This window comes from Comamonas trifloxystrobinivorans (genome assembly GCF_043359985.1).
Classification (GTDB): domain Bacteria; phylum Pseudomonadota; class Gammaproteobacteria; order Burkholderiales; family Burkholderiaceae_C; genus Comamonas; species Comamonas trifloxystrobinivorans.
In genome coordinates, this window is record NZ_JBHZGV010000003.1 from 189,712 (window position 1) to 214,167 (window position 24,456).

At 59.4% G+C, this 24,456-nt stretch carries 17 protein-coding genes and 1 CRISPR repeat array (1 of these 18 only partly in view); of the genes, 3 read left to right on the forward strand and 14 right to left on the reverse strand.

Features of this window, described 5'->3' with window-relative positions; translation table 11 throughout:
- Positions 1-6,911: a CRISPR direct-repeat array (repeat unit 28 nt; unit sequence TTTCTGAGCTGCCTGTGCGGCAGCGAAC); it begins 1,225 nt to the left of the window's first position.
- 130 nt (positions 6,912-7,041) lie between these two features.
- From cas6f to ACFIQF_RS04155, 7 genes are all read right to left on the reverse strand, one after another.
- Positions 7,042-7,617, reverse strand: coding sequence for a type I-F CRISPR-associated endoribonuclease Cas6/Csy4 (gene cas6f, locus ACFIQF_RS04125; RefSeq protein ID WP_393940343.1), 576 nt, complete (start codon positions 7,615-7,617; stop codon positions 7,042-7,044).
- Positions 7,618-7,623: 6 nt separating this feature from the next.
- Positions 7,624-8,640, reverse strand: a complete 1,017-nt coding sequence (gene csy3, locus ACFIQF_RS04130) for a type I-F CRISPR-associated protein Csy3 (RefSeq protein ID WP_393940344.1) — start codon at positions 8,638-8,640, stop codon at positions 7,624-7,626.
- Between the two features lie 65 nt (positions 8,641-8,705).
- Entirely contained in the window at positions 8,706-9,779 is a 1,074-nt protein-coding gene (csy2, locus tag ACFIQF_RS04135) for a type I-F CRISPR-associated protein Csy2 (RefSeq protein WP_393940345.1), read from the reverse strand.
- Positions 9,776-11,182 carry a type I-F CRISPR-associated protein Csy1 gene (csy1, locus tag ACFIQF_RS04140; RefSeq protein ID WP_393940346.1) on the reverse strand — a complete coding sequence of 469 codons (1,407 nt, stop codon included), beginning with the start codon at positions 11,180-11,182 and terminating at the stop codon, positions 9,776-9,778. Before csy1 ends, csy2 begins: the two co-directional genes overlap by 4 nt.
- 424 nt (positions 11,183-11,606) lie before the next feature.
- Entirely contained in the window at positions 11,607-15,173 is a 3,567-nt protein-coding gene (gene cas3f, locus ACFIQF_RS04145) for a type I-F CRISPR-associated helicase Cas3f (RefSeq protein ID WP_393940348.1), read from the reverse strand.
- Positions 15,170-16,183, reverse strand: coding sequence for a type I-F CRISPR-associated endonuclease Cas1f (cas1f, locus tag ACFIQF_RS04150; RefSeq protein ID WP_393940351.1), 1,014 nt, complete (start codon positions 16,181-16,183; stop codon positions 15,170-15,172). The genes cas3f and cas1f overlap by 4 nt, the downstream gene beginning before the upstream one ends.
- A gap of 75 nt (positions 16,184-16,258) precedes the next feature.
- Complete coding sequence (locus ACFIQF_RS04155) at positions 16,259-16,645, reverse strand: hypothetical protein (RefSeq protein WP_393940353.1); 387 nt, start codon at positions 16,643-16,645, stop codon at positions 16,259-16,261.
- 205 nt (positions 16,646-16,850) lie between these two features.
- On the opposite strand from ACFIQF_RS04155, the gene ACFIQF_RS04160 reads away from it, so the two are divergent.
- Positions 16,851-17,318, forward strand: a complete 468-nt coding sequence (locus tag ACFIQF_RS04160; RefSeq protein WP_393940355.1) for a hypothetical protein — start codon at positions 16,851-16,853, stop codon at positions 17,316-17,318.
- On the opposite strand, the gene ACFIQF_RS04165 is transcribed toward ACFIQF_RS04160, so the two are convergent.
- Both ACFIQF_RS04165 and ACFIQF_RS04170 read right to left on the reverse strand, forming a co-directional pair.
- The gene (locus tag ACFIQF_RS04165) at positions 17,310-18,437 is read right to left on the reverse strand and encodes a CaiB/BaiF CoA transferase family protein (protein WP_393940357.1); all 1,128 of its coding nucleotides are present in this window, start codon (positions 18,435-18,437) and stop codon (positions 17,310-17,312) included. The genes ACFIQF_RS04160 and ACFIQF_RS04165 overlap by 9 nt on opposite strands.
- Positions 18,438-18,538: 101 nt before the next feature.
- A complete protein-coding gene (locus ACFIQF_RS04170) occupies positions 18,539-19,321 on the reverse strand; it encodes an IclR family transcriptional regulator (protein WP_393940359.1) in 783 nt (260 codons plus the stop codon).
- Between the two features lie 154 nt (positions 19,322-19,475).
- On the opposite strand from ACFIQF_RS04170, the gene ACFIQF_RS04175 reads away from it, so the two are divergent.
- A complete protein-coding gene (locus ACFIQF_RS04175; RefSeq protein WP_393940362.1) occupies positions 19,476-19,871 on the forward strand; it encodes a hypothetical protein in 396 nt (131 codons plus the stop codon).
- A 7-nt stretch (positions 19,872-19,878) separates the two neighbouring features.
- Complete coding sequence (locus ACFIQF_RS04180; RefSeq protein ID WP_393940364.1) at positions 19,879-20,211, forward strand: YnfA family protein; 333 nt, start codon at positions 19,879-19,881, stop codon at positions 20,209-20,211.
- A 43-nt stretch (positions 20,212-20,254) separates the two neighbouring features.
- Here the strand turns inward: ACFIQF_RS04180 and ACFIQF_RS04185 are convergent, their stop codons facing one another.
- The 5 genes from ACFIQF_RS04185 to ACFIQF_RS04205 form a co-directional block, all read right to left on the reverse strand.
- Positions 20,255-21,382 carry a 3-deoxy-7-phosphoheptulonate synthase gene (locus ACFIQF_RS04185; protein WP_393940366.1) on the reverse strand — a complete coding sequence of 376 codons (1,128 nt, stop codon included), beginning with the start codon at positions 21,380-21,382 and terminating at the stop codon, positions 20,255-20,257.
- A gap of 84 nt (positions 21,383-21,466) precedes the next feature.
- Positions 21,467-21,784 carry a DMT family transporter gene (locus tag ACFIQF_RS04190; protein ID WP_489672285.1) on the reverse strand — a complete coding sequence of 106 codons (318 nt, stop codon included), beginning with the start codon at positions 21,782-21,784 and terminating at the stop codon, positions 21,467-21,469.
- 242 nt (positions 21,785-22,026) lie between these two features.
- The gene (locus ACFIQF_RS04195) at positions 22,027-22,551 is read right to left on the reverse strand and encodes a YegJ family protein (RefSeq protein WP_393940367.1); all 525 of its coding nucleotides are present in this window, start codon (positions 22,549-22,551) and stop codon (positions 22,027-22,029) included.
- Between the two features lie 94 nt (positions 22,552-22,645).
- The gene (locus ACFIQF_RS04200) at positions 22,646-23,140 is read right to left on the reverse strand and encodes a putative toxin-antitoxin system toxin component, PIN family (RefSeq protein ID WP_393940370.1); all 495 of its coding nucleotides are present in this window, start codon (positions 23,138-23,140) and stop codon (positions 22,646-22,648) included.
- A 2-nt stretch (positions 23,141-23,142) separates the two neighbouring features.
- Positions 23,143-24,432 (reverse strand): THUMP domain-containing class I SAM-dependent RNA methyltransferase, encoded by a 1,290-nt coding sequence (locus ACFIQF_RS04205; RefSeq protein ID WP_393940373.1) that lies wholly within the window; start codon positions 24,430-24,432, stop codon positions 23,143-23,145.
- Positions 24,433-24,456: the final 24 nt, after the last annotated feature.

Consider the following 24,456-nt stretch of genomic DNA (forward strand, 5'->3'; position numbering starts at 1 on the left):
CGAACCGAATGAACTTGAAAGCGTAGACGGCGACGATTTTCTGAGCTGCCTGTGCGGCAGCGAACATGAGCTACGTTCTCGCAACTACACAGAACAATTTCTGAGCTGCCTGTGCGGCAGCGAACTATCGGGCGGGACTTTTTGCCCCGGTCCACGAGTTTCTGAGCTGCCTGTGCGGCAGCGAACCTGCAATTGACGCTACGTTTTCATCGCTTGGATTTCTGAGCTGCCTGTGCGGCAGCGAACGCCAGGACGAACCCACGGTTGATTCTGCGGAGTTTCTGAGCTGCCTGTGCGGCAGCGAACTGTTGTCGCAGATGCTTTCCGGAGCGCGACCATTTCTGAGCTGCCTGTGCGGCAGCGAACTGGTCTGTATACGTTAAAAGGCGTGGCGCAGCTTTCTGAGCTGCCTGTGCGGCAGCGAACCCACCGACGCACACCACGGCCAGTTTCATCAATTTCTGAGCTGCCTGTGCGGCAGCGAACGACACCGCCACAGGCGGGGAGGCTTGGCAAATTTTCTGAGCTGCCTGTGCGGCAGCGAACACAGCCGCAGTAACGGCAGAAATTTCCTGATCTTTCTGAGCTGCCTGTGCGGCAGCGAACGCTTCGCCACACACCCGCGCATTGCCTCGCAATTTTCTGAGCTGCCTGTGCGGCAGCGAACTGTACTTTGGATTCGGCACCGGGTCACCCGTATTTCTGAGCTGCCTGTGCGGCAGCGAACTGCGCGAGTGTTAAGGGGGGATGTGGATCATGTTTCTGAGCTGCCTGTGCGGCAGCGAACCAGTACGAAGGCACGAAGAAAGGACAGCTTTTTTTCTGAGCTGCCTGTGCGGCAGCGAACTGAGATAGCACGTTACTATCTCGCTTCCCTCGTTTCTGAGCTGCCTGTGCGGCAGCGAACCTGATTGACAAACTGACTTCTGAGGGAAGGAATTTCTGAGCTGCCTGTGCGGCAGCGAACGCTGCAGCACGCGAAGTGCTGGCCGTGGACCTTTTCTGAGCTGCCTGTGCGGCAGCGAACGCGCCGATTGCTGCGGCGTGCATCGCCTTAACTTTCTGAGCTGCCTGTGCGGCAGCGAACTTCAGTACGTCACTGGTGGCGTACCCGTAGCATTTCTGAGCTGCCTGTGCGGCAGCGAACGTGATTGACGAATGCCACGTCTCATTCCCGAATTTCTGAGCTGCCTGTGCGGCAGCGAACGTTGTACTTGATCACGTACCCAGCATGCTCCATTTCTGAGCTGCCTGTGCGGCAGCGAACTCGGCCATGTAATGCAATACAGGCTTTTTAATTTTCTGAGCTGCCTGTGCGGCAGCGAACCTCGCGCTGCTGCTGTTCCTGCTCTGGCATTCTTTCTGAGCTGCCTGTGCGGCAGCGAACGCATTTGATGCGCCGCCTGGGCGTGGCTTGCTTTTCTGAGCTGCCTGTGCGGCAGCGAACGATTTTTGGGGGGTCTGCCGCGCCGCTTTTTATTTCTGAGCTGCCTGTGCGGCAGCGAACATCAAACCCCGCCAAATATGCTAGCGCGGCTATTTCTGAGCTGCCTGTGCGGCAGCGAACCCACCGCCGACCAGTACGAAGGCACGAAGAAATTTCTGAGCTGCCTGTGCGGCAGCGAACGTTGCGCTCGTGTGCAAATGGTCCGAGCCGGATTTCTGAGCTGCCTGTGCGGCAGCGAACTGATGTAGTTTGCAAGTCTTGCGGGGCTGCGCTTTTCTGAGCTGCCTGTGCGGCAGCGAACCGCCGGCAAAGTGCCGCCCCGCCAGACCAACTTTTCTGAGCTGCCTGTGCGGCAGCGAACACATCTATGGAGACTGGAAAAGACGTGAGGGCTTTCTGAGCTGCCTGTGCGGCAGCGAACGCGCAATAAAGGCGCGTGGATGGCTCCAATGTTTTCTGAGCTGCCTGTGCGGCAGCGAACGGCCACCAACGCCAGAGATTCGAGCGCCATGCTTTCTGAGCTGCCTGTGCGGCAGCGAACTACTGCTGCAGATCATCCCGTTCACAAGGCTTTTTCTGAGCTGCCTGTGCGGCAGCGAACGCTTACTACAACGCGGCAAAGACCACTGAAGATTTCTGAGCTGCCTGTGCGGCAGCGAACTGGGCGAAAGAAGTAATTATTCAAGCGCGTAATTTCTGAGCTGCCTGTGCGGCAGCGAACGACTGGTACAGGCGCAATGCTGGTGAGTACTTTTTCTGAGCTGCCTGTGCGGCAGCGAACGATGTAGTTTGCAAGTCTTGCGGGGCTGCGCTTTTCTGAGCTGCCTGTGCGGCAGCGAACAGCCTGCAACCCCGGCTAAGGCCGCTGCCCAGTTTCTGAGCTGCCTGTGCGGCAGCGAACTCGATTTCCATAGTCTTCTCTCCTGATTCAGATTTCTGAGCTGCCTGTGCGGCAGCGAACGTCCTGCTTGCCAGTCCACTACGTGCGGTTGTTTTCTGAGCTGCCTGTGCGGCAGCGAACGCCCAGGCCGGTGGTGGCGTGACTGGTGACATTTTCTGAGCTGCCTGTGCGGCAGCGAACCTGCTGGGCATCAAGCCTACTGCGAGCGGTAATTTCTGAGCTGCCTGTGCGGCAGCGAACCACCAGGAGCAGGGGACGGAGTCCAAGCAACGTTTCTGAGCTGCCTGTGCGGCAGCGAACAGAGCCGCAAGCCACAACCAACCGCCCGCTGATTTCTGAGCTGCCTGTGCGGCAGCGAACGTACGCCAGTTTGCGGACTCAAGCAACCAGCCTTTCTGAGCTGCCTGTGCGGCAGCGAACCCGCTGCGCATTTCGTCGGGTGTTTGCGTGATTTTCTGAGCTGCCTGTGCGGCAGCGAACGCTGGCCACCAATGTTTGCGTAACTGTCAGCATTTCTGAGCTGCCTGTGCGGCAGCGAACGCTTTTTGTCCGTTCTTACGGGTGTCGGTATATTTCTGAGCTGCCTGTGCGGCAGCGAACGCAACCGTGGCCCGCAACCGGGATCAAGGACTTTTCTGAGCTGCCTGTGCGGCAGCGAACCCCTTTGCCAACTCAGACAGCAAAGAGACACATTTCTGAGCTGCCTGTGCGGCAGCGAACGCTCGTCTGCTTTGCGCTGGTACTCAGCTTCGCTTTCTGAGCTGCCTGTGCGGCAGCGAACCCGCTTGCTTGGAGCGAACTTTGACGGGCTCCTTTCTGAGCTGCCTGTGCGGCAGCGAACCATGCGCACCAGGTGCGCAGGAAGTAGTAAAATTTCTGAGCTGCCTGTGCGGCAGCGAACACTGCCGCTGCTTTGCGTGTTGCTGCGGTAGATTTCTGAGCTGCCTGTGCGGCAGCGAACCGCATGATCGTACATAGCGTTGCACCAAATATTTTCTGAGCTGCCTGTGCGGCAGCGAACAGCTTGGCAAGCGCTTCGTCGCGGCTTGGTGCTTTCTGAGCTGCCTGTGCGGCAGCGAACAACACGACAACCGATTCTGCTTGCGGCTCATTTTTCTGAGCTGCCTGTGCGGCAGCGAACACTGTTGCCACTACGCTGCCTAACGGGCCGGTTTTCTGAGCTGCCTGTGCGGCAGCGAACGGAACACATCACGCCCTTGTTGGCGCCAACTTTTTCTGAGCTGCCTGTGCGGCAGCGAACCACCGACAGCAACAACCCGGTCCCCGGTGTTTTTTCTGAGCTGCCTGTGCGGCAGCGAACATAGGAGCGCTAATGACTGCACGAATTATCGATTTTCTGAGCTGCCTGTGCGGCAGCGAACTTGAGAGCCAGCAAACCCCAGATGACAACACCGTTTCTGAGCTGCCTGTGCGGCAGCGAACGATTCGGTCTCCGGCGCGGTTAGCAATCTCCATTTCTGAGCTGCCTGTGCGGCAGCGAACCCCAGCACGCGCCCAGCTCTTGCGTCGTGCTTTTTCTGAGCTGCCTGTGCGGCAGCGAACCTTGCAGCAGCTCCGGTGCATCAAATTCATGATTTCTGAGCTGCCTGTGCGGCAGCGAACAGCCCACGGTTGCTAAATTCCACACGGGTAAATTTCTGAGCTGCCTGTGCGGCAGCGAACGCGGTTTGTACACAGTGTGAGGAAATAGGGCATTTCTGAGCTGCCTGTGCGGCAGCGAACAATCGTTTACCCTCACCTACTATTTTTGTAGTTTTCTGAGCTGCCTGTGCGGCAGCGAACGCAGAATAACATTGGCGTCATGTAACGGCATATTTCTGAGCTGCCTGTGCGGCAGCGAACAATGCGAGGGCGTAGCTGTAGATCCAAATTTATTTCTGAGCTGCCTGTGCGGCAGCGAACGGCGCGGGACTGAAGCTGCCTGATGAGCGCGTTTTCTGAGCTGCCTGTGCGGCAGCGAACCAGCTGTACCGCAAGTACCTGCAGCTCCAGGATTTCTGAGCTGCCTGTGCGGCAGCGAACGCGGCAGAGCTAGAGAGAATGCGGGCTCAACTTTTCTGAGCTGCCTGTGCGGCAGCGAACTGTATTTGCTGATGTAGTTAGCCAGCCGTGCATTTCTGAGCTGCCTGTGCGGCAGCGAACAGTCTATCTAGACAACCCCCGCTTGATTCGTTTTTCTGAGCTGCCTGTGCGGCAGCGAACGCCACCGTCGGCGAAGCTGACGAAGTCTATCTTTTCTGAGCTGCCTGTGCGGCAGCGAACTCAAACGGGTGATACCCGACTTCCTGGCCGTGTTTCTGAGCTGCCTGTGCGGCAGCGAACGCACAAACCGCACAGTGACCATCGTCATCAACTTTCTGAGCTGCCTGTGCGGCAGCGAACGCCTCCTTGGTTAGCTCTGAAATGCTTTTAAATTTCTGAGCTGCCTGTGCGGCAGCGAACTCGCACTGCTTCTGAAATTGCTCGCCTTGCTTTTCTGAGCTGCCTGTGCGGCAGCGAACGACATTGGCAATAACCAGTTCGCTGGAGCCATTTTCTGAGCTGCCTGTGCGGCAGCGAACCCCATAAGTACAGGGCGTATGTTGCCGGGTTCTTTCTGAGCTGCCTGTGCGGCAGCGAACGGATGGCTGGAAAGCTCCGGCCAAAGGTCTACTTTCTGAGCTGCCTGTGCGGCAGCGAACCTTGAAACTCGTGATGCAACCTCGGCTGCGAATTTCTGAGCTGCCTGTGCGGCAGCGAACGTCCATGCCGATCAATACAGGTTCACCAGACTTTTCTGAGCTGCCTGTGCGGCAGCGAACAGACCTGAAGCAGCAATCTGCTTCCGGTACTCTTTCTGAGCTGCCTGTGCGGCAGCGAACCACCAACAGATCCACCAGTCTGGCCCGCAGCATTTCTGAGCTGCCTGTGCGGCAGCGAACTTGGAAGCGAAGAATTCCGAATGCTGCTGGATTTTCTGAGCTGCCTGTGCGGCAGCGAACTAACCAAAGAAGGTCGTTGGTGGCCGAAAGCTTTTCTGAGCTGCCTGTGCGGCAGCGAACTTGACCGAGTTGCCATGCTTTGCGTAGCGCTATTTCTGAGCTGCCTGTGCGGCAGCGAACAGAAGGTTGGCAAAGCAGGGTGCATGGGCTGTTTTCTGAGCTGCCTGTGCGGCAGCGAACACGTGCCAATTTTCATTCTTTTGTCCCTCCGCTTTCTGAGCTGCCTGTGCGGCAGCGAACGCCAGGGCGCTTGCGGTTAGTGACGATCTCAATTTCTGAGCTGCCTGTGCGGCAGCGAACCCCTGCGAAAAGAAACCCTCTTGGATTACGATTTTCTGAGCTGCCTGTGCGGCAGCGAACACTTCAGCCATTGCCGAGCCAATAGCACCGAATTTCTGAGCTGCCTGTGCGGCAGCGAACCCAAAAATAGCCAGGCTGGAATTACATGGCCATTTCTGAGCTGCCTGTGCGGCAGCGAACATGATTTCCTGGTTGTCATTCCACGCCATCCATTTCTGAGCTGCCTGTGCGGCAGCGAACTTGCAAGCGCAGCTTTACTTCATTGCCGTCGATTTCTGAGCTGCCTGTGCGGCAGCGAACTTTGATGTGGCGGCCAAGGTGCTGACCCGTAATTTCTGAGCTGCCTGTGCGGCAGCGAACAGCTGTCCAGAGGGTTGGGAAAAGACTCCCGCTTTTCTGAGCTGCCTGTGCGGCAGCGAACCAGCGAGGGATCGGCGGCCAAGGAAAGCAGAGTTTCTGAGCTGCCTGTGCGGCAGCGAACGATGCGTGCGAAGCATATGTGCAGTCCGAGCTTTCTGAGCTGCCTGTGCGGCAGCGAACAAAAGATCATAGACGATCCGGCTCCGAATCTATTTCTGAGCTGCCTGTGCGGCAGCGAACAGTGCGTAACCAAATTTGGATTGACCGAATTTTTTCTGAGCTGCCTGTGCGGCAGCGAACCGCAAAAGATACTGAATCCGGATGAGCAGCCCTTTCTGAGCTGCCTGTGCGGCAGCGAACGGCGCGTTGATCGTCTTTGACGAAGTGCAGAATTTCTGAGCTGCCTGTGCGGCAGCGAACTGCGATTGGCTCTCGATCTACCAGCGGCACATTTTCTGAGCTGCCTGTGCGGCAGCGAACCCCCCTTTGCCACACAGCAAACTCATCGAGCATTTCTGAGCTGCCTGTGCGGCAGCGAACACAATATTTATTGGTCAGGCTTTAGCTCACAAGTTTCTGAGCTGCCTGTGCGGCAGCGAACTTGGACGCAACTTATACCACGGGGGCTCGCATTTTCTGAGCTGCCTGTGCGGCAGCGAACTTGATGGCGTCACGCATCCGAGCCTCGGCGCGTTTCTGAGCTGCCTGTGCGGCAGCGAACACAACATATCACCAGCACTCGACTGACTACAATTTCTGAGCTGCCTGTGCGGCAGCGAACCAGCCCGTCATCATCCAACTCAAGCACAGGCTTTTCTGAGCTGCCTGTGCGGCAGCGAACGCCGGTTGCCTTCATGGCCTCGATCAGCTTACTTTCTGAGCTGCCTGTGCGGCAGCGAACTGGATTTTAAATCCTCTATCTGGCTGATTTTTAAAGAACTTAGGGTGAAACAAGGAGAACACCCCAATTTCTGGAGTGTTGCCTAAGTCATTGATTTTTCATGGCGCCGCGATGGGTGGCAGAAAAAGGGTCAGAACCAGGGTACAGATGCACCCTGGCTGAGGCCATAGGTGTTGAAGGTGCCAGGCTCTGCATCAGGCAGCAGCGTTCCGTGCTCCACAAACAGGCAGAACGGCTGGCCGGTGCTGCTGCTGCGCAGTTGTGCAAATGGCAGGTTCGGCTTGCGTTCTACGCTGTCGGGGATGGCGGCTGCGGCTTGTTCGGCGCTTTCGCCCTTGCGGGCCATGCGACGGCGGCGCAGGCGGTCGGCATTGGTTTTGAACTGACGGCGCTGCACCAAGCGATGTGGCACGCCGGATGGCACCTGTGCCAACTCAGACAGCTGTACGTGATCGCGCATGCCTTTGAGCCAGCCTTGCTCCATCAGCCCTGCCAGCGCGGCTTGCGAGCCATGCAGGCGCAGCACGGCACCCAATGTTCGCTTGCCCAGCGGCGCATTTACATGCTGCGGAAAGCTCAGGCCAATATCGCTGGACTTCAGCTGCACCAGGGCACGGTGCAGCTTAGCCATAAGCGCGCCCAGCAAATGGGCGTGGCTGAACTCGGGGTCTGGCAGCAGCGTTATGTCGATGTAATGCGTGGTCATGGCCGATCAGCTCGCGTCGCCAAACACGCCACCGCGGATCAGCACGGCCATCACAAAGTGCTGTTGTTCTGGGGCAGGCACTTTATCTTTCAACAGCCATTCATCCAGCAGCGTATAGAAGTCCTGCTTTTGCTTGGGCTGGCGGTATGCCTTGCCTTGCGTGGTGACAGAGCCGTAGGGCTCCACGGCGATAGGGCCCAGTTCTGCCGCGCCTTCATACCATGTGTCGATGGTGCGGATGGCGTTGCCGATTTTTTGCGAGTGCATGGCTGCCACGTTGTCTACGTGGTAGAGCGTCTTGCTCTTGCCATTGCTGCCCTTGTCCAGAATCAGCTCTTGCGACGGGAACACCTCTTGCCCGGCACCCGTGCGCACAAAAGCCGTTACTTGCAGCAATACATGGCGCTTGCCTGCGAGCCCTTCCGCAATCACGGCACCCAGCTCTTTCACTTTCGGATCAATAACATCCAACGCGCGCGTATTGTGTTCAAGCGCATCAAATGGCCAAGACTTCTCTGCTTTGCCATCTTTGAGCACAGAAACTTCAACTTTCACCTCTTCGGCTCCCTGGCGGTTGCGCCACAAGAAGCGGCCATTGGCCAGGTTGGCCGCATAGCGGTTGGCCAGCTCAGTAAAGCCGTGCTGTTGTACATAGCCTTGTACGGTTTGCAGCAACTTGGTTTGGTAATCGGCGCTATTGCAAGCCGAGGGCGTACCTGCACCTGCCAGCACGCGCAAAGTGAACTGCACCTTCAAGGTATCGGCATCCGCGGGCAGAGCAGCTACATCAACGGTTTGCAGGTTGGGGTTCTCGATAGCAGCATCCAGCTTGGCTGGGTCTTGGTCTTTAGCTTTCAGGCGGTTGCTGATGGTGCCACGCACCGACTTGGGCTTGATGCCCACAGGCGCCCAGCTATCTGCAGCGCTGCGGTCATCCCAGCGGCCTGCGCGGAACATGGCGTCAGAAGGGTCCAGCTTGCGTTCAAAAGCCAGGACAGATGCGGTTTTCAGAGTGTTCGACATGGTAAGAAATCCTTGATCAATGCGTTGAAACTTGGGAAGAGAGATAAAGCGATGCGGTACACGGTCTAGTCATCGACATAGTCGTCATCCTCCTCATCCCACCCATCGTCCTGGCCGCCATCGGCAGACGGCAAAGGCATCGGCTTGTAGTCATTTCGGCAGCGGTACAAGCCTTTGGCTTCATCCGTCTCGGTGTGCCACAACAGTTGCTGTACATCGCTCAAGCGATGCGGGCTGATCCACTCGCCCAACGAATAGACCGACTCCACAAAGCGCAACGGCGTTGCCATATCGCGTGCATTAGCTACGGAGCCCGCTTCATGGCAAGCAGACAGCGCGGCATAACCCACTGGAATCGGCACCGTCCAGCCGCTGCCTTTGTGCCGCAGTGGATCTCCCCAGAGCACCTTTCCTTCTGCAACAGGCTTGTCATCAGCGCCGGGCAAAGCCTCGTGGTTAAAACGTGCTGCATGCAGCCACGCGTCCAGCAAGCTAGCTTTTCCATCTTTCTTGCGCAGATGTTCCAAGCGCGTTACCAGCAAATCATCGCGCCCCACCAGCGCAAAGCCAGGCAGCCAATGACGACGCCATTGACGAAAGGCTTGCGCCCGCTGGTCCTGGTCTTCTGGCAACAATGCCATCCAGGGTCGCACCTTTTTGCCAGGTACAGGACGAGAAGGCAGCAAACTACCGCCTGCTACACGCATTTGCGCAGCAATCTCGCCCACCTGTGCAGCCCAGTCGGCCAAGCGCTCTTCAGCACCTTGCACCAGCACACTCGCTGCACCAGAGGGCAATTTTTCCGCCACCGAGAAGATCAATGACGCCTGCAAGTGCATGCGCCCCTCTTCCACAATCGCGGCTGTGCTGCCGTCCTTGTCCACGGGGTTGCGCGTCAGGTTGAAGGTGCGGACATAGCCTTGGCTTACCTGCTCTTGGTGGTGATGGCAGACCACGCCCACACTCAACAGTTGCAAAGGAATCTTCGCTTGTGACAACTTGCGTTGCAGTGCCCACATCAGGCCAGTGAAGGCGGTGATGGAGGGAAAGCCGTGCGTGAGCGGACTGGAGATGGCGTTAGCGTTTTGTACACGCAGATGCGGCAGCACCAATATGGCTTGGGGTTGAAGCTTGCTCATGCAGACTCTCCGCGTTCAGCCACCAGCTCCGCATGGACATCACGCATGGGGATGTAATGCGGCGCATCCAGCTTGTCGCGCAACTCTCGCAATTGCTGCTTGAAGCCATCTTCGTCGGTCAACAGCACTTTGATCCATTCGCGAGCCTCTGCATCTCCCACAGGCAACTGTCCTTTGAGCTGCTGATTCAGCCATTGGGCAAAACGCTTACCGATCTCAGCTGGCCAGTCCATTTGCAGCCATTGCCGAGCAAAATCGACCTCTTCTGCATGCTCCGCCCGCAAAGGATCAAGCCACAGCTGCTCATGCTCATTCAGCGTGGAAAAGCGCTCATCGTCTTTACTCCAACCAGGTGGCATTAGCTGCTGCAACTCCCCTGCCAAAGACACCAACTCATCAATCAAAATATCGATCAATGATTCGCGATGCTCGCGTGTCGGCTTGTTAGGCTCAGGCTCTGAGGCCAGAAGTTTTCGCAAAGCACGCACGGCGTGACGCACCTCGGGCCGAGCAATGAACATGCGATCAAAGACAGAATTTGCATGTACTGGCAAGCGCACGGCACTCGCTGTCCACATGGGCGGCATAGACGACAACAGATAGTTCACCCCGCCACGTTCGCTATTGAGCTGGGAGATATTCTGTGGCTTTGTTCCGCCCATTTTTTGCGCCGCCAAGCCCGGGTAGTCATGAAACACGCCGTCGTGCGGCTTGCGTTCGCGTCGCGCAATGCGGGCAGCCTTATTAGCCTCGCCAAATCGATCCTCTTGAATCTCGCCATATATCGCATGGGCCAGCGATGTGGCGTACAGCGGTGCCAGCAGCTCGTACTGCGCATCGTCGACCGCATCATCACCAACCAACCAATACAGTTGCTTGGCACGGCCATGGCTGCTGGGGCCACCTGCGCGTGGCTCTGTCAACGACACAAATGCATCCCGCAATGCTTTGGCCTGCACAGGGTCATCGTGCAAGGCTTGCAGCGCATCGACGTCTTCTGCCAACAAGGCTGACAGCAGGCTTTCCCCCGCCACTTGCAATTTGAGGAACTTGTAGACGTCCAGCGCTGCGGCGTTGCCGACCACGTCGCCTACAAAATCTGCTCCCAGCGCATGACTACCCAGCTCTGCCAAAGCAGGCAGTTGCATGGGCTCTACATACAGATTGGTACCGCGAGCATCGGGGTGAATAGGCTTGAGCGAATGGGTAACAGCCTGGATTTGCTGCACCCGTCGGGCTGCATCTTCCAGCCAGCCATTTCGTAAAAAAGAAGCGATGACCTCATCGCGTTGGGGATCGTCAGGTTTGAGCTTATCGAGCTTGGTCTGCAATCGTTCTTGCAAGAACCGCTCAATTTCCGCACGCCAACCTGCCTTGCCACCTGTTACAGGGGCATTGGACATAGGGTTACACCTTTTCAAAAAAATTTGAAAGATAATCGCCCGGTCAGCACAAAGCCGACCGGGAACTAAAGTAATGGCCCAATGGCCGTCAAGCCCTTCTACGGGCGCGATCGCTAATCAGCTGTAACCTCGCTTTCTTGTTGGTGCCGCCCGGCACGTGGTTGACATCTCCGCGATGAGGTTGCACCCTCATCGCGGTTTTCTTTTCACCAAACAACAACCAGTCATCTCTTAAATTTCGACGTAGTCGAAAAATCAAAGCATGTCCGCAATCATATCGAGTTCGTGATATCTTTGCAAGCCCTGCCGCAAGGCAGCTTAGAAAAGTCAGCTCTTCAGTTTGGCTGTTGTTCTCTGCCGCACAGGCAGCTTTGGTAGATAGACACTTGGCATCCGCTCGCACTGCCAGCTGCGAAGTTGACCTTCAGGCTTTCTTCGCAAAGCCCAAAGCCGCATGCCACCACCAACCTCGCTGACTCTCCGGCAGGCTGGTGGTGGCGTAACGCTCGGCACAGTGCTGTAGCGACAGGCCTTGTGCTTGCGCCAAGCTGCGCAACTCTTCCAACAAATCCACATGCCCCCATGGCTGCACGCTGTGCTGAGGGTTGGATTGCAACGCGGTATCGGGCACCGGGTGACACATGGATTCATCAATGCAGACATGGAGCTGCTCGCCTCGCCGGTCGCCGTCAACCACGCGGTGCAACAGTAGCTTTTCCTCGTCGTCATCAGGCAGCATCACCACATCAACGCGCGGCATGGGATCGTCTCGAAAACGCTGGTACTGGGGTAGTACGCCAGTCAGCCAGAGGCTTTGAGGCGACACGTCGTTAGCCTCATACCACGCCAAACAGGCATCGCGCTTCACAGCGGTGGTGATTGCGCTATCGGCTTCACGCGGCAGCATGGTGTCGCGCATGCGGGCGTGTTCCAAATCCACCCAATTTCGACTCGGGCTGAGTTTGCCGCTGCTGCGCTCAATGCGCGGGCGCGCATCAATCAGCCATTGTGGCTGCGCCCATTCCTTGAGTTGGCGCGAGAGAAGTTTTTGCAGGCTGTGCGATTCAAAGTGAAAGTGCACGGCTGCGTCTTTAGACTCATGTGCTTGCCTCTCCATTTCAAAGCCCGGCATACAGAATGCTGCGCGCCCGTGTTGCTCCATCGCCCGCAAGTTGCTGTCCAGCACTTCCACATTCACAGCTGCAATCTCCGCACTGCGATGCCTACGAACACGACCTGCCAACTGAATCAGTGAGCGCATGGACGATGGCTCGACCACGGCCCAGTCGTAATCATGATCACGCCCGACTTCTGTTACGGGAGAGCCAAGAACGACAAAGAGCTGGTCCATTTCAGGATGCGCATCTATCAACGCCCGAATACTGGGACGCTGAAACACCGGATCTGGCCCATCGTCTGCGCCACGGCGGTTGAGTACGGTATCGATTTGCTGCTCTATGACTGAGCGCGCCAGCAGCGGAAACTGCGAGTGGTACACGCACAGATGCACACGCACACCAGGTGCAGGCGCACCTTGAGCAAACATGGCCCGAGCCACATCGAACAGAGGCGCAATGTTGGCCATGCGAATCAAGCCAAAACTCACTCGTTTGCCACTGACGGGATCCATGCTGTGGTTGTTAAGCGTCTGGTGCAGCGCCCATGCACGCTGGAGCATGAATTGGGCCAGCGCCTCGCGGCGCACCGCTTCGCCCATTGCAGCAGAGTTCCACTCCTTGGGCAGCTCAACAATCTGCGCCAAGCGCCGCGCAGCAGTTTTGGCCAGTTGCGCAGTACGCTTTTGTACAAATGCCTGATGCACCTCGGAAAAGCTGCTGGCTTGTGCACAGTCCGCAGACGACTGATGAAATTCATCCACCCACAGGCAACAAATGTTGGCCGGCTCATGCGGACGTTCGCTGCGATGCCGCTGAAAAACAGAACGCCCGGCGCGATAGGCACAAAACAAGCCTTCCACTAAGGCAGGTGGCAACGTTGCTGATGACAAGAGAACTCGGCTACCCAACAAGCCCGCCCAGTGCACCAGACGCGTGAGCGCAGGCAGATCAGCCATATCAAAATCATCTGGTTCATCCAGCACCAGATCGCCAGTGAGCAACCGCAACATCGGTGCAATTTGCCGGCCACCGCGCAAGCTCTCCGTAGCCGGAGTGAGGTGATCCACTGTACAAACCAGCAACGGTGCGGCAATGAGGCTGCGCACCTGGGCATCATCAGTAAGCCGCTCCAGCAGCGGGTGGCGATCATTGCCCTCAAACAAAACCTGACCACCTTCGTCGAGCAAGGCCTGACTGGATGCAGAACCTGTGGCTTCCGCTTGCCGTTCCCAATATTCGAACAATGCTCGGCTAGCAGCGCCGCCGACCTTGATAGCCAGTTGCTCGTCGTTCAGCCCCAGATCGTGCTGAAAACTGCGCCCAGTCTGCAAAGTCAGGGTGCGTAAACCAATGGCGAAGGCGCAGCGTAGGCCCAACGCCGGATCGGCCAACGCATTCATGATGCGCGCATTGCCCAAGGTTTTTCCGCAGCCCGTAGACGCCATGTTGACAATAAAGGCGCCTTGGCTGGCTGCTCGCAAGCGAACGCTAGTGGCCAGGTCCGCCGCTTTGTCTTGCCACTGAAAGCGAGCATTGCTATTGCGCTTTTTCAGACCTTTGTGGTTTTGCAGCGCCGGCAGGCTGCGCGCCAACGTTGGCAGCGAATGCGTTATCAAACAGGCGTGGGCTTGGACGCCCAGCAAATGCTCATCCAAAGTCTGGTTGAAAAACGGCGGTTTGCGCCCATCCGCAGCGCGCTGAGAGCTGCTGAGCCTCAGAGTGTTCGCATATAGCGGATAGCTGTCATTGCGATACAGCTTGCGCCGTGCATCGTCTTCAATGCTCGAATAGTGGTGGTCGGCCAGCATCAGGCACATGCGGCTGATATGCATGGAGAATGGGTCGTGCAGTGCGGGCATTTGTTGGTAGCGTGGCTCCAACTCCTGCAGCTTGCGTGCATATCGAGCAGCCTGCTTCCGCCAACCCAGCTGACTGACCGGCAAGCCGTGTGGAAACTGCCAATACGCCTTTTTCTGCGCATCGCTTACCGCTTCACGCGGTTCGTTCCAGTCCGCATTCACTCGCGCCAGCAAGCCATGGAGTTCATGGCGGTTGATGAACCGGGGTTTACGGCCAAAGCTAAGCCATTTCCGACTCACTTCTTCCGTATCCTCACCATCGCTGGCATCTCGGTCGTTACGCACTGGCAAACACGGCAAGCGGTGGTGCGTCAGAACCAACCAGGCCACGGCCTGCGCCAGCGGCGGCAAGCACCCAAATGGGTTGACTGCATCTCTTTGTTCCTGGCTCCAAGCAGCATCATCCAGTCCGTCGCGCAACAACCGCCCATTCACACTATCCAACCACAAAGCCTCAAATGCCTTGTCATCTTCAGTCTCATCAGCACAAGCGGCCAAGCGTTGCAACCAGCCAGCATCGTTGTCTTGGCCTACGAATGCCTGGAACAGCCGCACCGAAACCCACTCATGCCGGTAGTGGTTGCGTTCGCGCAGATGAGGCGCGCGTAGCCGGTCCTGAAAAGCCTGCGTAGCTTTGCCCAAATCGTGCAGCAAAGCGGCCAGCGCCGCCAACGCGGTAATCAGCGGCAAGTGGTGCCAGGCGTTCTCATCCTCCGCACGCAACACATTACGAGCCGTGGTATTGGTTGGCACAGCACCTTCGGCATTGAACTGGCGGCCGTCGCCCACTACCCACAGCAACTCGCTATGGTCTCGGCCGCGAATCCAGTGGCATGCTACGGCGGTGTTTTTCCGGGCAGTCTGGCGTAGCAGCTTGCGCACCGTATCCAGGCCGGCTTGGGTGATGGGTGTTTGCCATGTGCGCTCGCCACGGCGCTCGGCGAACTGGTCCAGAATGCGCCGGGTTTCGGTCAGCGCGCGTTTGCTGCACTGGGAGACAAACAACACATTCATTGTGGTTCTGCCTTACCTGCTCGTTCTGCATCGCTCTGCTGCGCCAGCCGAGCTGTGTCTATTGCGATGGCCTTGAGACTGTCGATAATGAAGTCCAGCGACTCGCTGCGCGTAAGCGCTTCAATGCAATTGCGCCGAAACGCTTGTTCGTCGTCGCCTCGCATGGCCGACAAAAAAGCTTGCGGCAAAATCGCTGCGTCTTTGACCAAATCTGCTGCATCAAACACCAGGCCGCCCCGCCGCGTCTTGCCATGCAAAACTGCCAACCCGTGTGGCAAACCCAGCACCCAGGTGGCAGTTGCACCCAGGCCGTAGCCCAGGTAATTGCCGTGGTCCAGAAAGCGGTTGGCAGAATCAGTGCCTGTACCCCGTTTGGCACGGCTGAATTCGCCATAACCCGTAGCATCAACCGCCAGTTTGAAAAGCGCTTTGGTCAGCCGTGCTTCATCGGTCAGCAAGGCGGTTACATCGGGTGCATTCGCCACCAGCGGTTTGAATTGATTAACCAGCGCTTGCAGCCGCGCCACATCCACGTCAAAGCCCGCTTCGCGCAAGGCGCGGGTGTTCCACTCTTTGAGCAATCTGTCGAGCCGCAAGCTTTGCAGTTGCTTGGCGGCCAGCAAGCGCAGTTCGTCATCAAACCAGAACTTCACCCAGGCTTGCAAATACTCGGTGGGGCGGTATTCGCTTTGCGGTGTGAGCCAAGCCACCTCCACATCCACTTCGTTGGCGCTGAACAGCGGGGTGCCACCACCACCGCAAAAGCCGACCAACACGCCAGCTTTGGCCAGCTCGCGCATGGCAGCCTGGGTGATCGAGGTGCCCGTGCCCAGCAAGATGCTGGTGGTGTTGGCAATGGGGATGTTCCAGTACAGGCTGCGCTTGCCCGCATCGGTCACATATTCAACGCGGCCGCCGTTGACAAGTACCCGGCAATGCTCAAGGTAGTAGATGTTGGCTCGCGCAGAATGCAGAATGGTTTTGAGGTCAGAGGCTCGTACTTCCAGCATAGGTCCCAGCAAAGAGTTGAGGGCAATCTAGCATGCCTCCAAGCTCCCGCCCTGCGCTTTGCGCAACAGCCGCCTTCACTCATCCCGCTGCGCCTTGGTCTTGGGCGGTTCCATGGCGTTTTTGCGGCTGTTGCCGGCGCGGCCGGCTTTGCTCCAGTCGTAGCGTTCGCCGTCTGGGGTGTGGCCGTTTTCTACGGCGGCTACGCCGATTTGGCCGACCATGTCGCGTAGCTCCGAAGAGATGACGACATGCATGTTGCGCGGGTCGGCGCGCAGGCGCTGGCACTGGGCCAGGGCTTCGCTCATCTGCTGGTCGGTGTAGGCCAGGCAGTGGGGGAGCCAATGGGTTTCGGCATGGGCAGGCGCGCCGGTTTCTGGGGCAGTTTGGGGGCCGGTTGCAGCGCCGGTTTCGGCTCCGGTTTCGGGTTCCGATTGGCGCAGGTAGTAGACAACAATGCTCATGGTACTTGGTGTTTTTGTGTGCCGCTGTTGTACATCAGGCCGCGCTGCGCAGCAACTGCGCGGGCCATTGGCAGCGCACGGTGAACAAGTTTGTGTGCTGGCGTTTTGTTTGGCGCGGGTGTTTACAGACGTTGGCGCTTGCCACTATGCTGGCGCCTTTATGCCGTGTGTTTGTTAGTGTTTAGTGATTGATGACGACCGGACTATGCTGAGCTCTTACGTGCAAGATGCGCTTTTGGATTTGAATCAGGTATTGGCCCAACAAGGCGCGCAGGCGGCGCTGGCTTTGTTGAATGCGCGGGCGCCGCACCGTTTTACCGCTGCCAACAAGTTTGAAGATGGCCATATGGTGTGCTTGCTGCTGCACGACAAGGCCGGCAAGCTGCAGCCCGGCATGGTGGCCAAGGTGCCGCTGGGCCACAGTTTTTGCCAGTTTGTGATGCGCGACGGCAGCTTCAACACCACGCATTCTGGCGAAGACGAGCGCCTGCTCGGCCACCCTTCCCAAGGCGTGATGCTGTCTTATTGCGGCGTGCCTTTGCTCAATGCAGCGGGCGAGGTGGCCGGCACTTTGTGCCACATGGATGCCCAAAGTCAGCAGTTGAGCGACGCGGAGTTTGATGTTTTCCAGCGCGCCGCCCGTGTGCTGCCCAAGTATTTGCGCCTAGGCTGAGCGCCAGGCCTGGCTGGCGTTGCCGTTTTGCACGGCTGCCAAAACCTCGGCGGTATGCGCGCCAGCGGCACACATGGCATTGGTTTCGTAGGCTGCGCCGCCAAAGCGCGGGGCCGGTGCCGCTTGCAGCACACCACCTTGTTCGTTGTAAACAGCACGCGCTTGCATGTGCGGGTGGCGCGATGCTTCCAGCGGGCTCATCACGGCACCAAAACAAACGTCGGTAGGCTCCAGCAGTTGCTGCCAATGCGCACGCGGCTGGGTGATGAAGAGCGCTTGCAAGCGGGCGCGGCGGCGCGGCCAGGTGGCTTTGTCCCATTGCGCGTTGTCGGCGCCGGGCGCAGCAAAATCCGGGTCTTGGTCCAGGCCCAGGGTTTGCAGCAGCAAGGCGTAGAACTGCGGCTCAATGCTGCCGATGGTGATGTGGTGGCCATCAGCGCAAACATAGGTTTCGTAGAAAGGCGAGCTGTCGTGAATGCTTTGGCCGCGTTCGTCGGCCACCACGCCGCGTTGGCGAGCGCTGAGCGCCAGGTTCAGCATGTGCGCTGCGCCATCCACAATGGCGGCATCTACCACGGTACCTTGGCCGGTTTGGCGGGCGTTGATGATGCCGGCCAGCAGGCCCGTCATCAGGTAGAGCGCGCCTCCGCCAATGTCGCCCACCATGGCAAATGACGATACCGGCCGCGCATCCGCCGGGCTGCAGCCCCAGAGCGCGCCCGACAGCGCTGCATAGTTGTTGTCGTGCCCGGCACGCGGTGCCAGCGGGCCGTGCTGGCCCCAGCCCGTCATGCGGCCATAGACCAGTTTCGGATTGGCGGCCAGGCATTCGGCCGGGCCCAGCCCCAGGCGCTCCATCACGCCGGGGCGCATGCCTTCTATCAGCACGTCGGCCTCTTGCACCAGGGCCAGTACCAGGGCTTTGCCAGCGGGGGTTTTGAGATCGGCAAACACCGAGCGCTTGCCGCGGTTGAGCAGATTGCCGGTGGGGGAAGCGTTTTTTTCCTCGCGCACGATGGAGATCACATCAGCGCCCAGATCGGCCAAATGCATGGCGCAGAAAGGGCCCGGGCCCAGGCCGCCGATTTCCAGCACCTTGATGCTGTCCAATACCTTCATCTTGTTGTCTCCTTGAGTCGTCAGCAATTCCCCCAGTACACCAGCAAGCGGCGCGGATGGCTGTCAAACAGGCAGCAGGCGGCGCGCAGGTTTAGGGCGCGCTAAGACATGCTGGTGCCGCCCAGTACGGCTTCGACCGAGCGCACCAGCGTGATCAGGCGCGGGCCGATGTCGGTTTCCATTTGCTGGCTTTTGGGGTTGTACGAGGGCACCGAGGCGGCAAACACCCAGTATTCGCCGTCTTGCGGTTTGCTCAGCGGCACAGCGATGGATTGGATTTCGCGGTGCAGATCGCCGTGGCTGCGACAAAAGCCGTGTTCGGCCAGGTCGCGGCGCGCGTCTTCCAGGCGCTCGCGCAGCCAGGTGGCGCGCTCGGCATCGCGGGCTTCCAGTTCCAGCAGGTAGGCTTCGCGCTGCGCCTCAGGCAGGGCCAGCAGGTAGGCGCGGCCGGTGGCGGTGCGCGAGAGCGATATGCCCACGCCAATCTCGGGCGCGAAGAGTTTGTCTTCAATGCCTTTGGCCAGCTCTACCAGCACCAGTTTGCGGCTGCTGCCCACGTTCAGCTGGATCTGGCCGCCCATGTAGTTGGCCAGCTCTTCCATCTGGCTGCGGGCAAATTGGCGCACCGTCATGCGCGCCAGCACGGGCGATGCCAGGTTGAGCAGGCCGATGCCGGGCACGTATTTGGACAGGCGCTCCGAGTAGCGCAGCAGGCCCAGCTCGCACAGGGTTTCGGTCAGGCGAAAGAGCGTGGGTTTGGGCAAGCCCGTCAGGTCCATCAGCTCTTTGCCGCTGAGTTCTTGGCGCTTGTTGTTGAAGCACTGCAAAATGCTGATGCCGCGCACCAGGGCGCTGACCAGTTTGCCGTCTGCGTCAGAGTTCATATTTCTATGGTTGGAATAATTGTTTACGAGACGTTAGTCTCAATAAATTTAATTCTAATGGGTTTTCTTCTGTCTATGGTCAAGGCCAATCCCGTAGAACAGCCTAGCCCAAGTTACGCCACAATGGCCGCAGTTTGACTCCCCCTTGCCCGCCATGAGCCTGAACCACCACGGCCTGCCTTCCCGTGTTCCCGTGCTTGCCGAGATGGGCCGCATGTTTGCGGACCCGCTTTTGCCGCTGCCCGAAAAGCAGGCCGCGCTTGATCTGCTGGTGCAAGACCACGCTGATCTGGACGAGGTCGAGGTGCACGCCGCGCTCTGGGCCATCAGCCAATTTGGCAGCAGCGCCAGCGCCTGCACCGGTTTGCTGGCCTGCTCGGTTGCCTGGCTGACCAATGCCGATACGGCACAGCTGTGGCTGGATACCTACCAGACGGTTTATGGCACTGGCATCGCGCCCAGCGCCGGCGCGGCGTTTGCGCAGTTGCAGGTGCTGGCACAAGCCGATGCCGATTTGGCTGCACGCCTGCGCCGCTTTGCCGCAGCCTGAAACCGCCATGAATATCCTGAGCACTGCCGCGCTGTTTGCGCTGACCGCCGTGGCTGAGATTGTTGGCTGCTTTCTGCCCTATCTTTGGCTCAAAGGCAAAGCGCCCGCCTGGGTGTTGGCGCCCGCCGTGCTGGCTTTGTGCGCGTTTGTGTGGCTGCTGAGCCTGCACCCCACCGCCACGGGCCGCGTGTATGCGGCCTACGGTGGCGTTTATGTGAGCGTTGCGATTGCCTGGTTGTGGCTGGTAGACGGCGTGCGCCCCACGTTGTGGGACGGCGCTGGCGTAGCGCTTTGCCTGGCAGGCATGGCGGTGATCATGCTGGGCGCAGCGCAGCGTTAAGCCAGCCACCGCCGCAGAGCGCAAAGCCCTGCGGCAATGTGCGTTAGCGTTTTTCGCGGCGCGTGCGCACAGCCTCGGCCAGTTGCTGCAGAACGGGAATGGTCTGCTCCATGCTGATGCAGGCATCGGTGAGCGATACGCCGTATTGCAGCTCTTGGCCTTCGACGATGTCTTGCCGGCCTTCGTGCAGATGGCTTTCGATCATCACGCCGGTGATGCGCTTGTCGCCCGCAGCCACTTGCTGCGCCACATCGGCAGCCACGTCGATCTGGCGGCGGTGCTGCTTGCTGCTGTTGGCGTGCGAGAGGTCGATCATCACCTGCGGCTGCAGGCCGGCTTTTTCCAGCATTTCGCAGGCCGCTTGCACATCGGAGGCGCTGTAGTTGGGTTGCTTGCCGCCGCGCAAAATGATGTGGCAATCTTGGTTGCCGCGCGTCTCGAAAATGGCGCTTTGGCCCATCTTGGTCATGCCCATGAAAGCATGCGAAGACTGTGCGGCCAAGATGGCGTCGCTCGCCACTTTGACACCGCCGTCCGTGCCGTTTTTGAAGCCCACCGGGCAAGACAGGCCGCTGGCCAGTTGGCGGTGGCTTTGGCTTTCGGTCGTGCGGGCGCCAATGGCGCCCCAGCTGACCAGATCGCTGATGAACTGCGGCGAGAGCAGATCGAGAAACTCGGTGCCCGCTGGCAGGCCCAGCTCCAGCACATCGAGCAACAGGCGGCGCGCCAGCTCCAGCCCTTCGTTGACGGCAAAACTGCCATCGCGGTACGGATCGTTGATGTAGCCTTTCCAGCCCACCGTGGTGCGCGGCTTTTCAAAGTACACGCGCATGACCACCAGCAGGTCTTGCTGCAGCGCGTCGGCCTGCTGCTTGAGCTGGCGGGCGTATTCCATGGCCTGGTCGTGGTCGTGGATGGAGCAAGGCCCCACCACGACAACCAGCCGGTCGTCTTGCCCGTGCAGCACGCGCGAGATGGCGGCGCGGCTGGATTCCACCAGCTGGTGCGCCTCGTCGCTGATGGGCAGCCACTCTTCGAGCAAGGCCGGCGTGATCAGCGGCCGCACCACCTTGATGCGGGTGTCGTCGATGCGGGTCTTGTCCAGCGTGGTGAGTTTGGCCGCCGGCTTGCGGGCGGAAGCGGTAGGAGTGGTGGGGTTCACAGCAGTCATGGGCGCCATTGTCGCAGCCTTGCGCAAAGCCACCCCAGGCATGGGCTTGCGCCCTGCACTGCGCCCTACAGAAACGGCTCTGCGTCAGCTGGAAGATATCTTCATCAGCACTAGGCCCGAGACGATCAGCACCGCCGCCACCATGCGCATGGCCGACAGCGATTCGCCCAGCACCAGCACGCCAACGATGAACGAGCCCACCGCGCCAATGCCTGTCCAGATCGTATAGGCGGTGCCCAGCGGCAGGCTGCGCATGGCGTACGAGAGCAGGCCGAAGCTGGCCACCATCGCCACCAGGGTGATCGAGCTGTATTTGAGGTTGCTGAAGCCGTGCGACTGCTTCATGGTGTAGGCCCACAGCACTTCCAAAACACCGGCCACCAACAATGCCAACCAAGCCATAAAAAACTCCTGAAAGTTATCAATGGCCAGGCCGTCCTGGCGGTGTTGCGCATCGGGGGGAGATGCCAAACAGGGTCGTCCCTGTGCAAGAAAGAATGCAGTCGTTAGCGCGTCTTAGCGATCAACTTGCATGGCTGCCATGGTAGCTACTGCGCTGCGGCACTGCCAAATTTTCTGAAAAATCCGGGGACCGCTTGGGTGGTTGCGGCGCAACAGCGCTGGCCGCTACAGCGCAAGCAGGCTCAGTCTGCGCAGCTCAGGCCGTATTGCTTTTTGAAGGCAGCGGCCTCTTTGGGCGGCTCTTTGCTCAGCAAGGCGCAGGCGGTGAAATTGCCGTGCATGCGTTTTTTGCCAGGCTCCAAAAACATCCAGTCCACAATTTGCCCGGGCTGAAAGCTGATGCGCTGGCCGTTGCGGTAGCCACGCACCGTGTTGGGCGTGTTGGCCAAGGTGGCCTGGTATTGCTCGCCCTGGCGCTCAAAATCGCCTACCCAAAAGTATTCGGTGTGCTTGCCATCGGTAAGACCCACTTTGAGCATGTAGGTGTCGGTGCCGGGTGCGGGTTGGGCGGCTTTTTGCAAAAACTCGGGCAAGGTTTTGCGCGCCTGGTCGAAAGCCTTTTGCATGGCCGGATCGCTGTCGCTCATGACAATGGTCTGGTCTGCCTCGGCTTTTTGCGAGATGCTTTTGGCCTGCGCCACGCCCATGCTGGCGCTCAGCGCCAGTGCCAGGGCGGCGGTGGTGAAGGTGGTGATGGCTCGCTGCATGTGGGCTCCCTGCTCTTGTGAATTGGCGGCGCCCAAAGCCTAGCCGCAGAGCTTGTCCGCAGGCAAGCACTGAGCTATCAATCAAGCCAAGTTGTTAGGCTGCAGCAACAGCAGCGGCCTCTTCCAACAGCACCAGGTTGCCCACGGTGGCGCCGTAGTACTGCGCCACGCGCTTGCGCTGTTTGAGCACGGCGCGGTCTTTGCTGACCAGCAGCGCTTGGTGTTGGCTGGCCAGGTCGAGAAAATGCTGGTCGTCCGGGTCGGTGCAGGTGAAGCGGATTTTGGGCGCGGCGGCCACGTATTCCACCGCTGCGTCAAAGGCAGCCATCACGCCTTCGGGCGTTTTGCCGTAGTAGCTGACGCGGGGGGCGATCTGGCTGTAGTGCAGCACGCGTTCGAGCTCAATGCGCTGGGCCTGGTCGGCAATCCAGCGCAGTTGGCCTTGCGCCACCAGGGCGCGGATGGGCGGGATATGCGGGTCGTCAAAGATCAGCATGTCGAGCACCACGTTGGTGTCGAGCACCACCGGGCGCGGCAGCGGGCCGGCGTAGCTGTCGTTGCAGGCCGGCCATTTCAGAACTACACGCATGCTCATGCCGGGCGGCCCGTTTCGTTGGCTGCATCGCCTTCGCCCTTGCGCGGCTTGACGGCGCCTTTGACCATGTCGAAGCGGAACAAGCGGCATTCAATCGGGCCGTTCCACATGGGCGTGCGGCGCGATTCTTTCAGGCGCATTTTGCCGGGCAGCTTGAGGTCGGGCGTGAGCATCCAGGCGCTCCAGCCGCTGAAGTTTTTCTTCCAGTGGCTGGCGAGCTGGCTGAAGAACTCACCGCCGTCTTCGGTCTGCGCGGTTTCACGGCCGGCGCGCTCTACCTGGCCCATGCGCTCGGCCGCATTGCGGCCAGCCGAGCCAGCCGCAGCAATACGCTCGCCGTAAGGCGGGTTCAGGAGCATCATGCCGGGCTCTTCGCTGGGCGGCATGCGCTGCAAGGCGTCACCGCCGCGCAGCTGAATGGTGTCGGCCACGCCAGCGCGCTCGGCATTGCGGGTAGCAAAGTCGACCATGCGGAAGGAGATGTCCGAGCCATAAATGCCCACCGGGCTGGCGGGCAGGATGGCGGCCTCGGCCTCGTCGAGCATGGCTTCCCAGACATGGCGCTGGAAAGGCACGAGCTTTTCGAAAGCAAAGCGGCGCAGAATGCCGGCCGGGATTTTGCGGGCGATTTGCGCCGCCTCGATCACCACGGTGCCGCTGCCGCAGCAGGGGTCGTACAGCGGCTGCGGGTTGTCGCCATGCGGGTCCCAGCCCGAGGCGGCAATCATGGCCGCGGCCAGGGTTTCCTTGAGCGGGGCATCGCCCTTGTCCTCGCGCCAGCCGCGCTTGAAAAGCGCTTCGCCCGAGGTGTCGATATAGATGGTGGCGCCGTCGGTGGTGAGGTGCAGGTGCACGCGCACATCGGGGTGGTGCGTTTCCACGCTGGGGCGCACGCCGTTGCGGCGATCGCGGAAGCGGTCGGCAATGGCGTCTTTCACGCGCAGCGCGGCAAAGTTCAGGCTGGTCAGCGGGCTGTGCTGCGAGGTGACTTCGATCTTGAAAGTCTCTTTGGGCGTGAACCAGATCTCCCAGGCCACCTCGCTGGCGGCACGGTACAGATCGTTCTCGTTGCGGTACATGCTGTGCGACAGCTCCACCAGCACGCGCTGCGCCAGGCGGCTGTGCAGGTTGAGCAGCAGGGCATCGCGCCACATGCCGCGCAGCATGACGCCACCGCGGCCCACGAGCAGATCTTGCCCGCTGGCGCCGGTGATGGCATGGACCTCGTCGGCCAAAAAGCCCTCGACGCCGGCGGCGCAGGGCAAAAACAGATGCAATTGGTTCATAAGCAGGGCGCCAAGCATACGCGT

Bases quoted from the DNA above. Each gene is read 5' to 3' on its own strand.
- ACFIQF_RS04175 (WP_393940362.1), top strand. From the start codon at position 19,476: ATGAGCCTGAACCACCACGGCCTGCCTTCCCGTGTTCCCGTGCTTGCC.
- ACFIQF_RS04195 (WP_393940367.1), bottom strand. From the start codon at position 22,551: ATGCAGCGAGCCATCACCACCTTCACCACCGCCGCCCTGGCACTGGCG.
- cas6f (WP_393940343.1), bottom strand. From the start codon at position 7,617: ATGACCACGCATTACATCGACATAACGCTGCTGCCAGACCCCGAGTTC.
- ACFIQF_RS04160 (WP_393940355.1), top strand. From the start codon at position 16,851: ATGCTGAGCTCTTACGTGCAAGATGCGCTTTTGGATTTGAATCAGGTA.
- ACFIQF_RS04165 (WP_393940357.1), bottom strand. From the start codon at position 18,437: ATGAAGGTATTGGACAGCATCAAGGTGCTGGAAATCGGCGGCCTGGGC.
- ACFIQF_RS04170 (WP_393940359.1), bottom strand. From the start codon at position 19,321: ATGAACTCTGACGCAGACGGCAAACTGGTCAGCGCCCTGGTGCGCGGC.
- ACFIQF_RS04180 (WP_393940364.1), top strand. From the start codon at position 19,879: ATGAATATCCTGAGCACTGCCGCGCTGTTTGCGCTGACCGCCGTGGCT.
- ACFIQF_RS04190 (WP_489672285.1), bottom strand. From the start codon at position 21,784: ATGGCTTGGTTGGCATTGTTGGTGGCCGGTGTTTTGGAAGTGCTGTGG.
- ACFIQF_RS04185 (WP_393940366.1), bottom strand. From the start codon at position 21,382: ATGACTGCTGTGAACCCCACCACTCCTACCGCTTCCGCCCGCAAGCCG.
- ACFIQF_RS04205 (WP_393940373.1), bottom strand. From the start codon at position 24,432: ATGAACCAATTGCATCTGTTTTTGCCCTGCGCCGCCGGCGTCGAGGGC.
- csy2 (WP_393940345.1), bottom strand. From the start codon at position 9,779: ATGAGCAAGCTTCAACCCCAAGCCATATTGGTGCTGCCGCATCTGCGT.
- csy3 (WP_393940344.1), bottom strand. From the start codon at position 8,640: ATGTCGAACACTCTGAAAACCGCATCTGTCCTGGCTTTTGAACGCAAG.
- cas1f (WP_393940351.1), bottom strand. From the start codon at position 16,183: ATGCTGGAAGTACGAGCCTCTGACCTCAAAACCATTCTGCATTCTGCG.
- cas3f (WP_393940348.1), bottom strand. From the start codon at position 15,173: ATGAATGTGTTGTTTGTCTCCCAGTGCAGCAAACGCGCGCTGACCGAA.
- csy1 (WP_393940346.1), bottom strand. From the start codon at position 11,182: ATGTCCAATGCCCCTGTAACAGGTGGCAAGGCAGGTTGGCGTGCGGAA.
- ACFIQF_RS04155 (WP_393940353.1), bottom strand. From the start codon at position 16,645: ATGAGCATTGTTGTCTACTACCTGCGCCAATCGGAACCCGAAACCGGA.
- ACFIQF_RS04200 (WP_393940370.1), bottom strand. From the start codon at position 23,140: ATGCGTGTAGTTCTGAAATGGCCGGCCTGCAACGACAGCTACGCCGGC.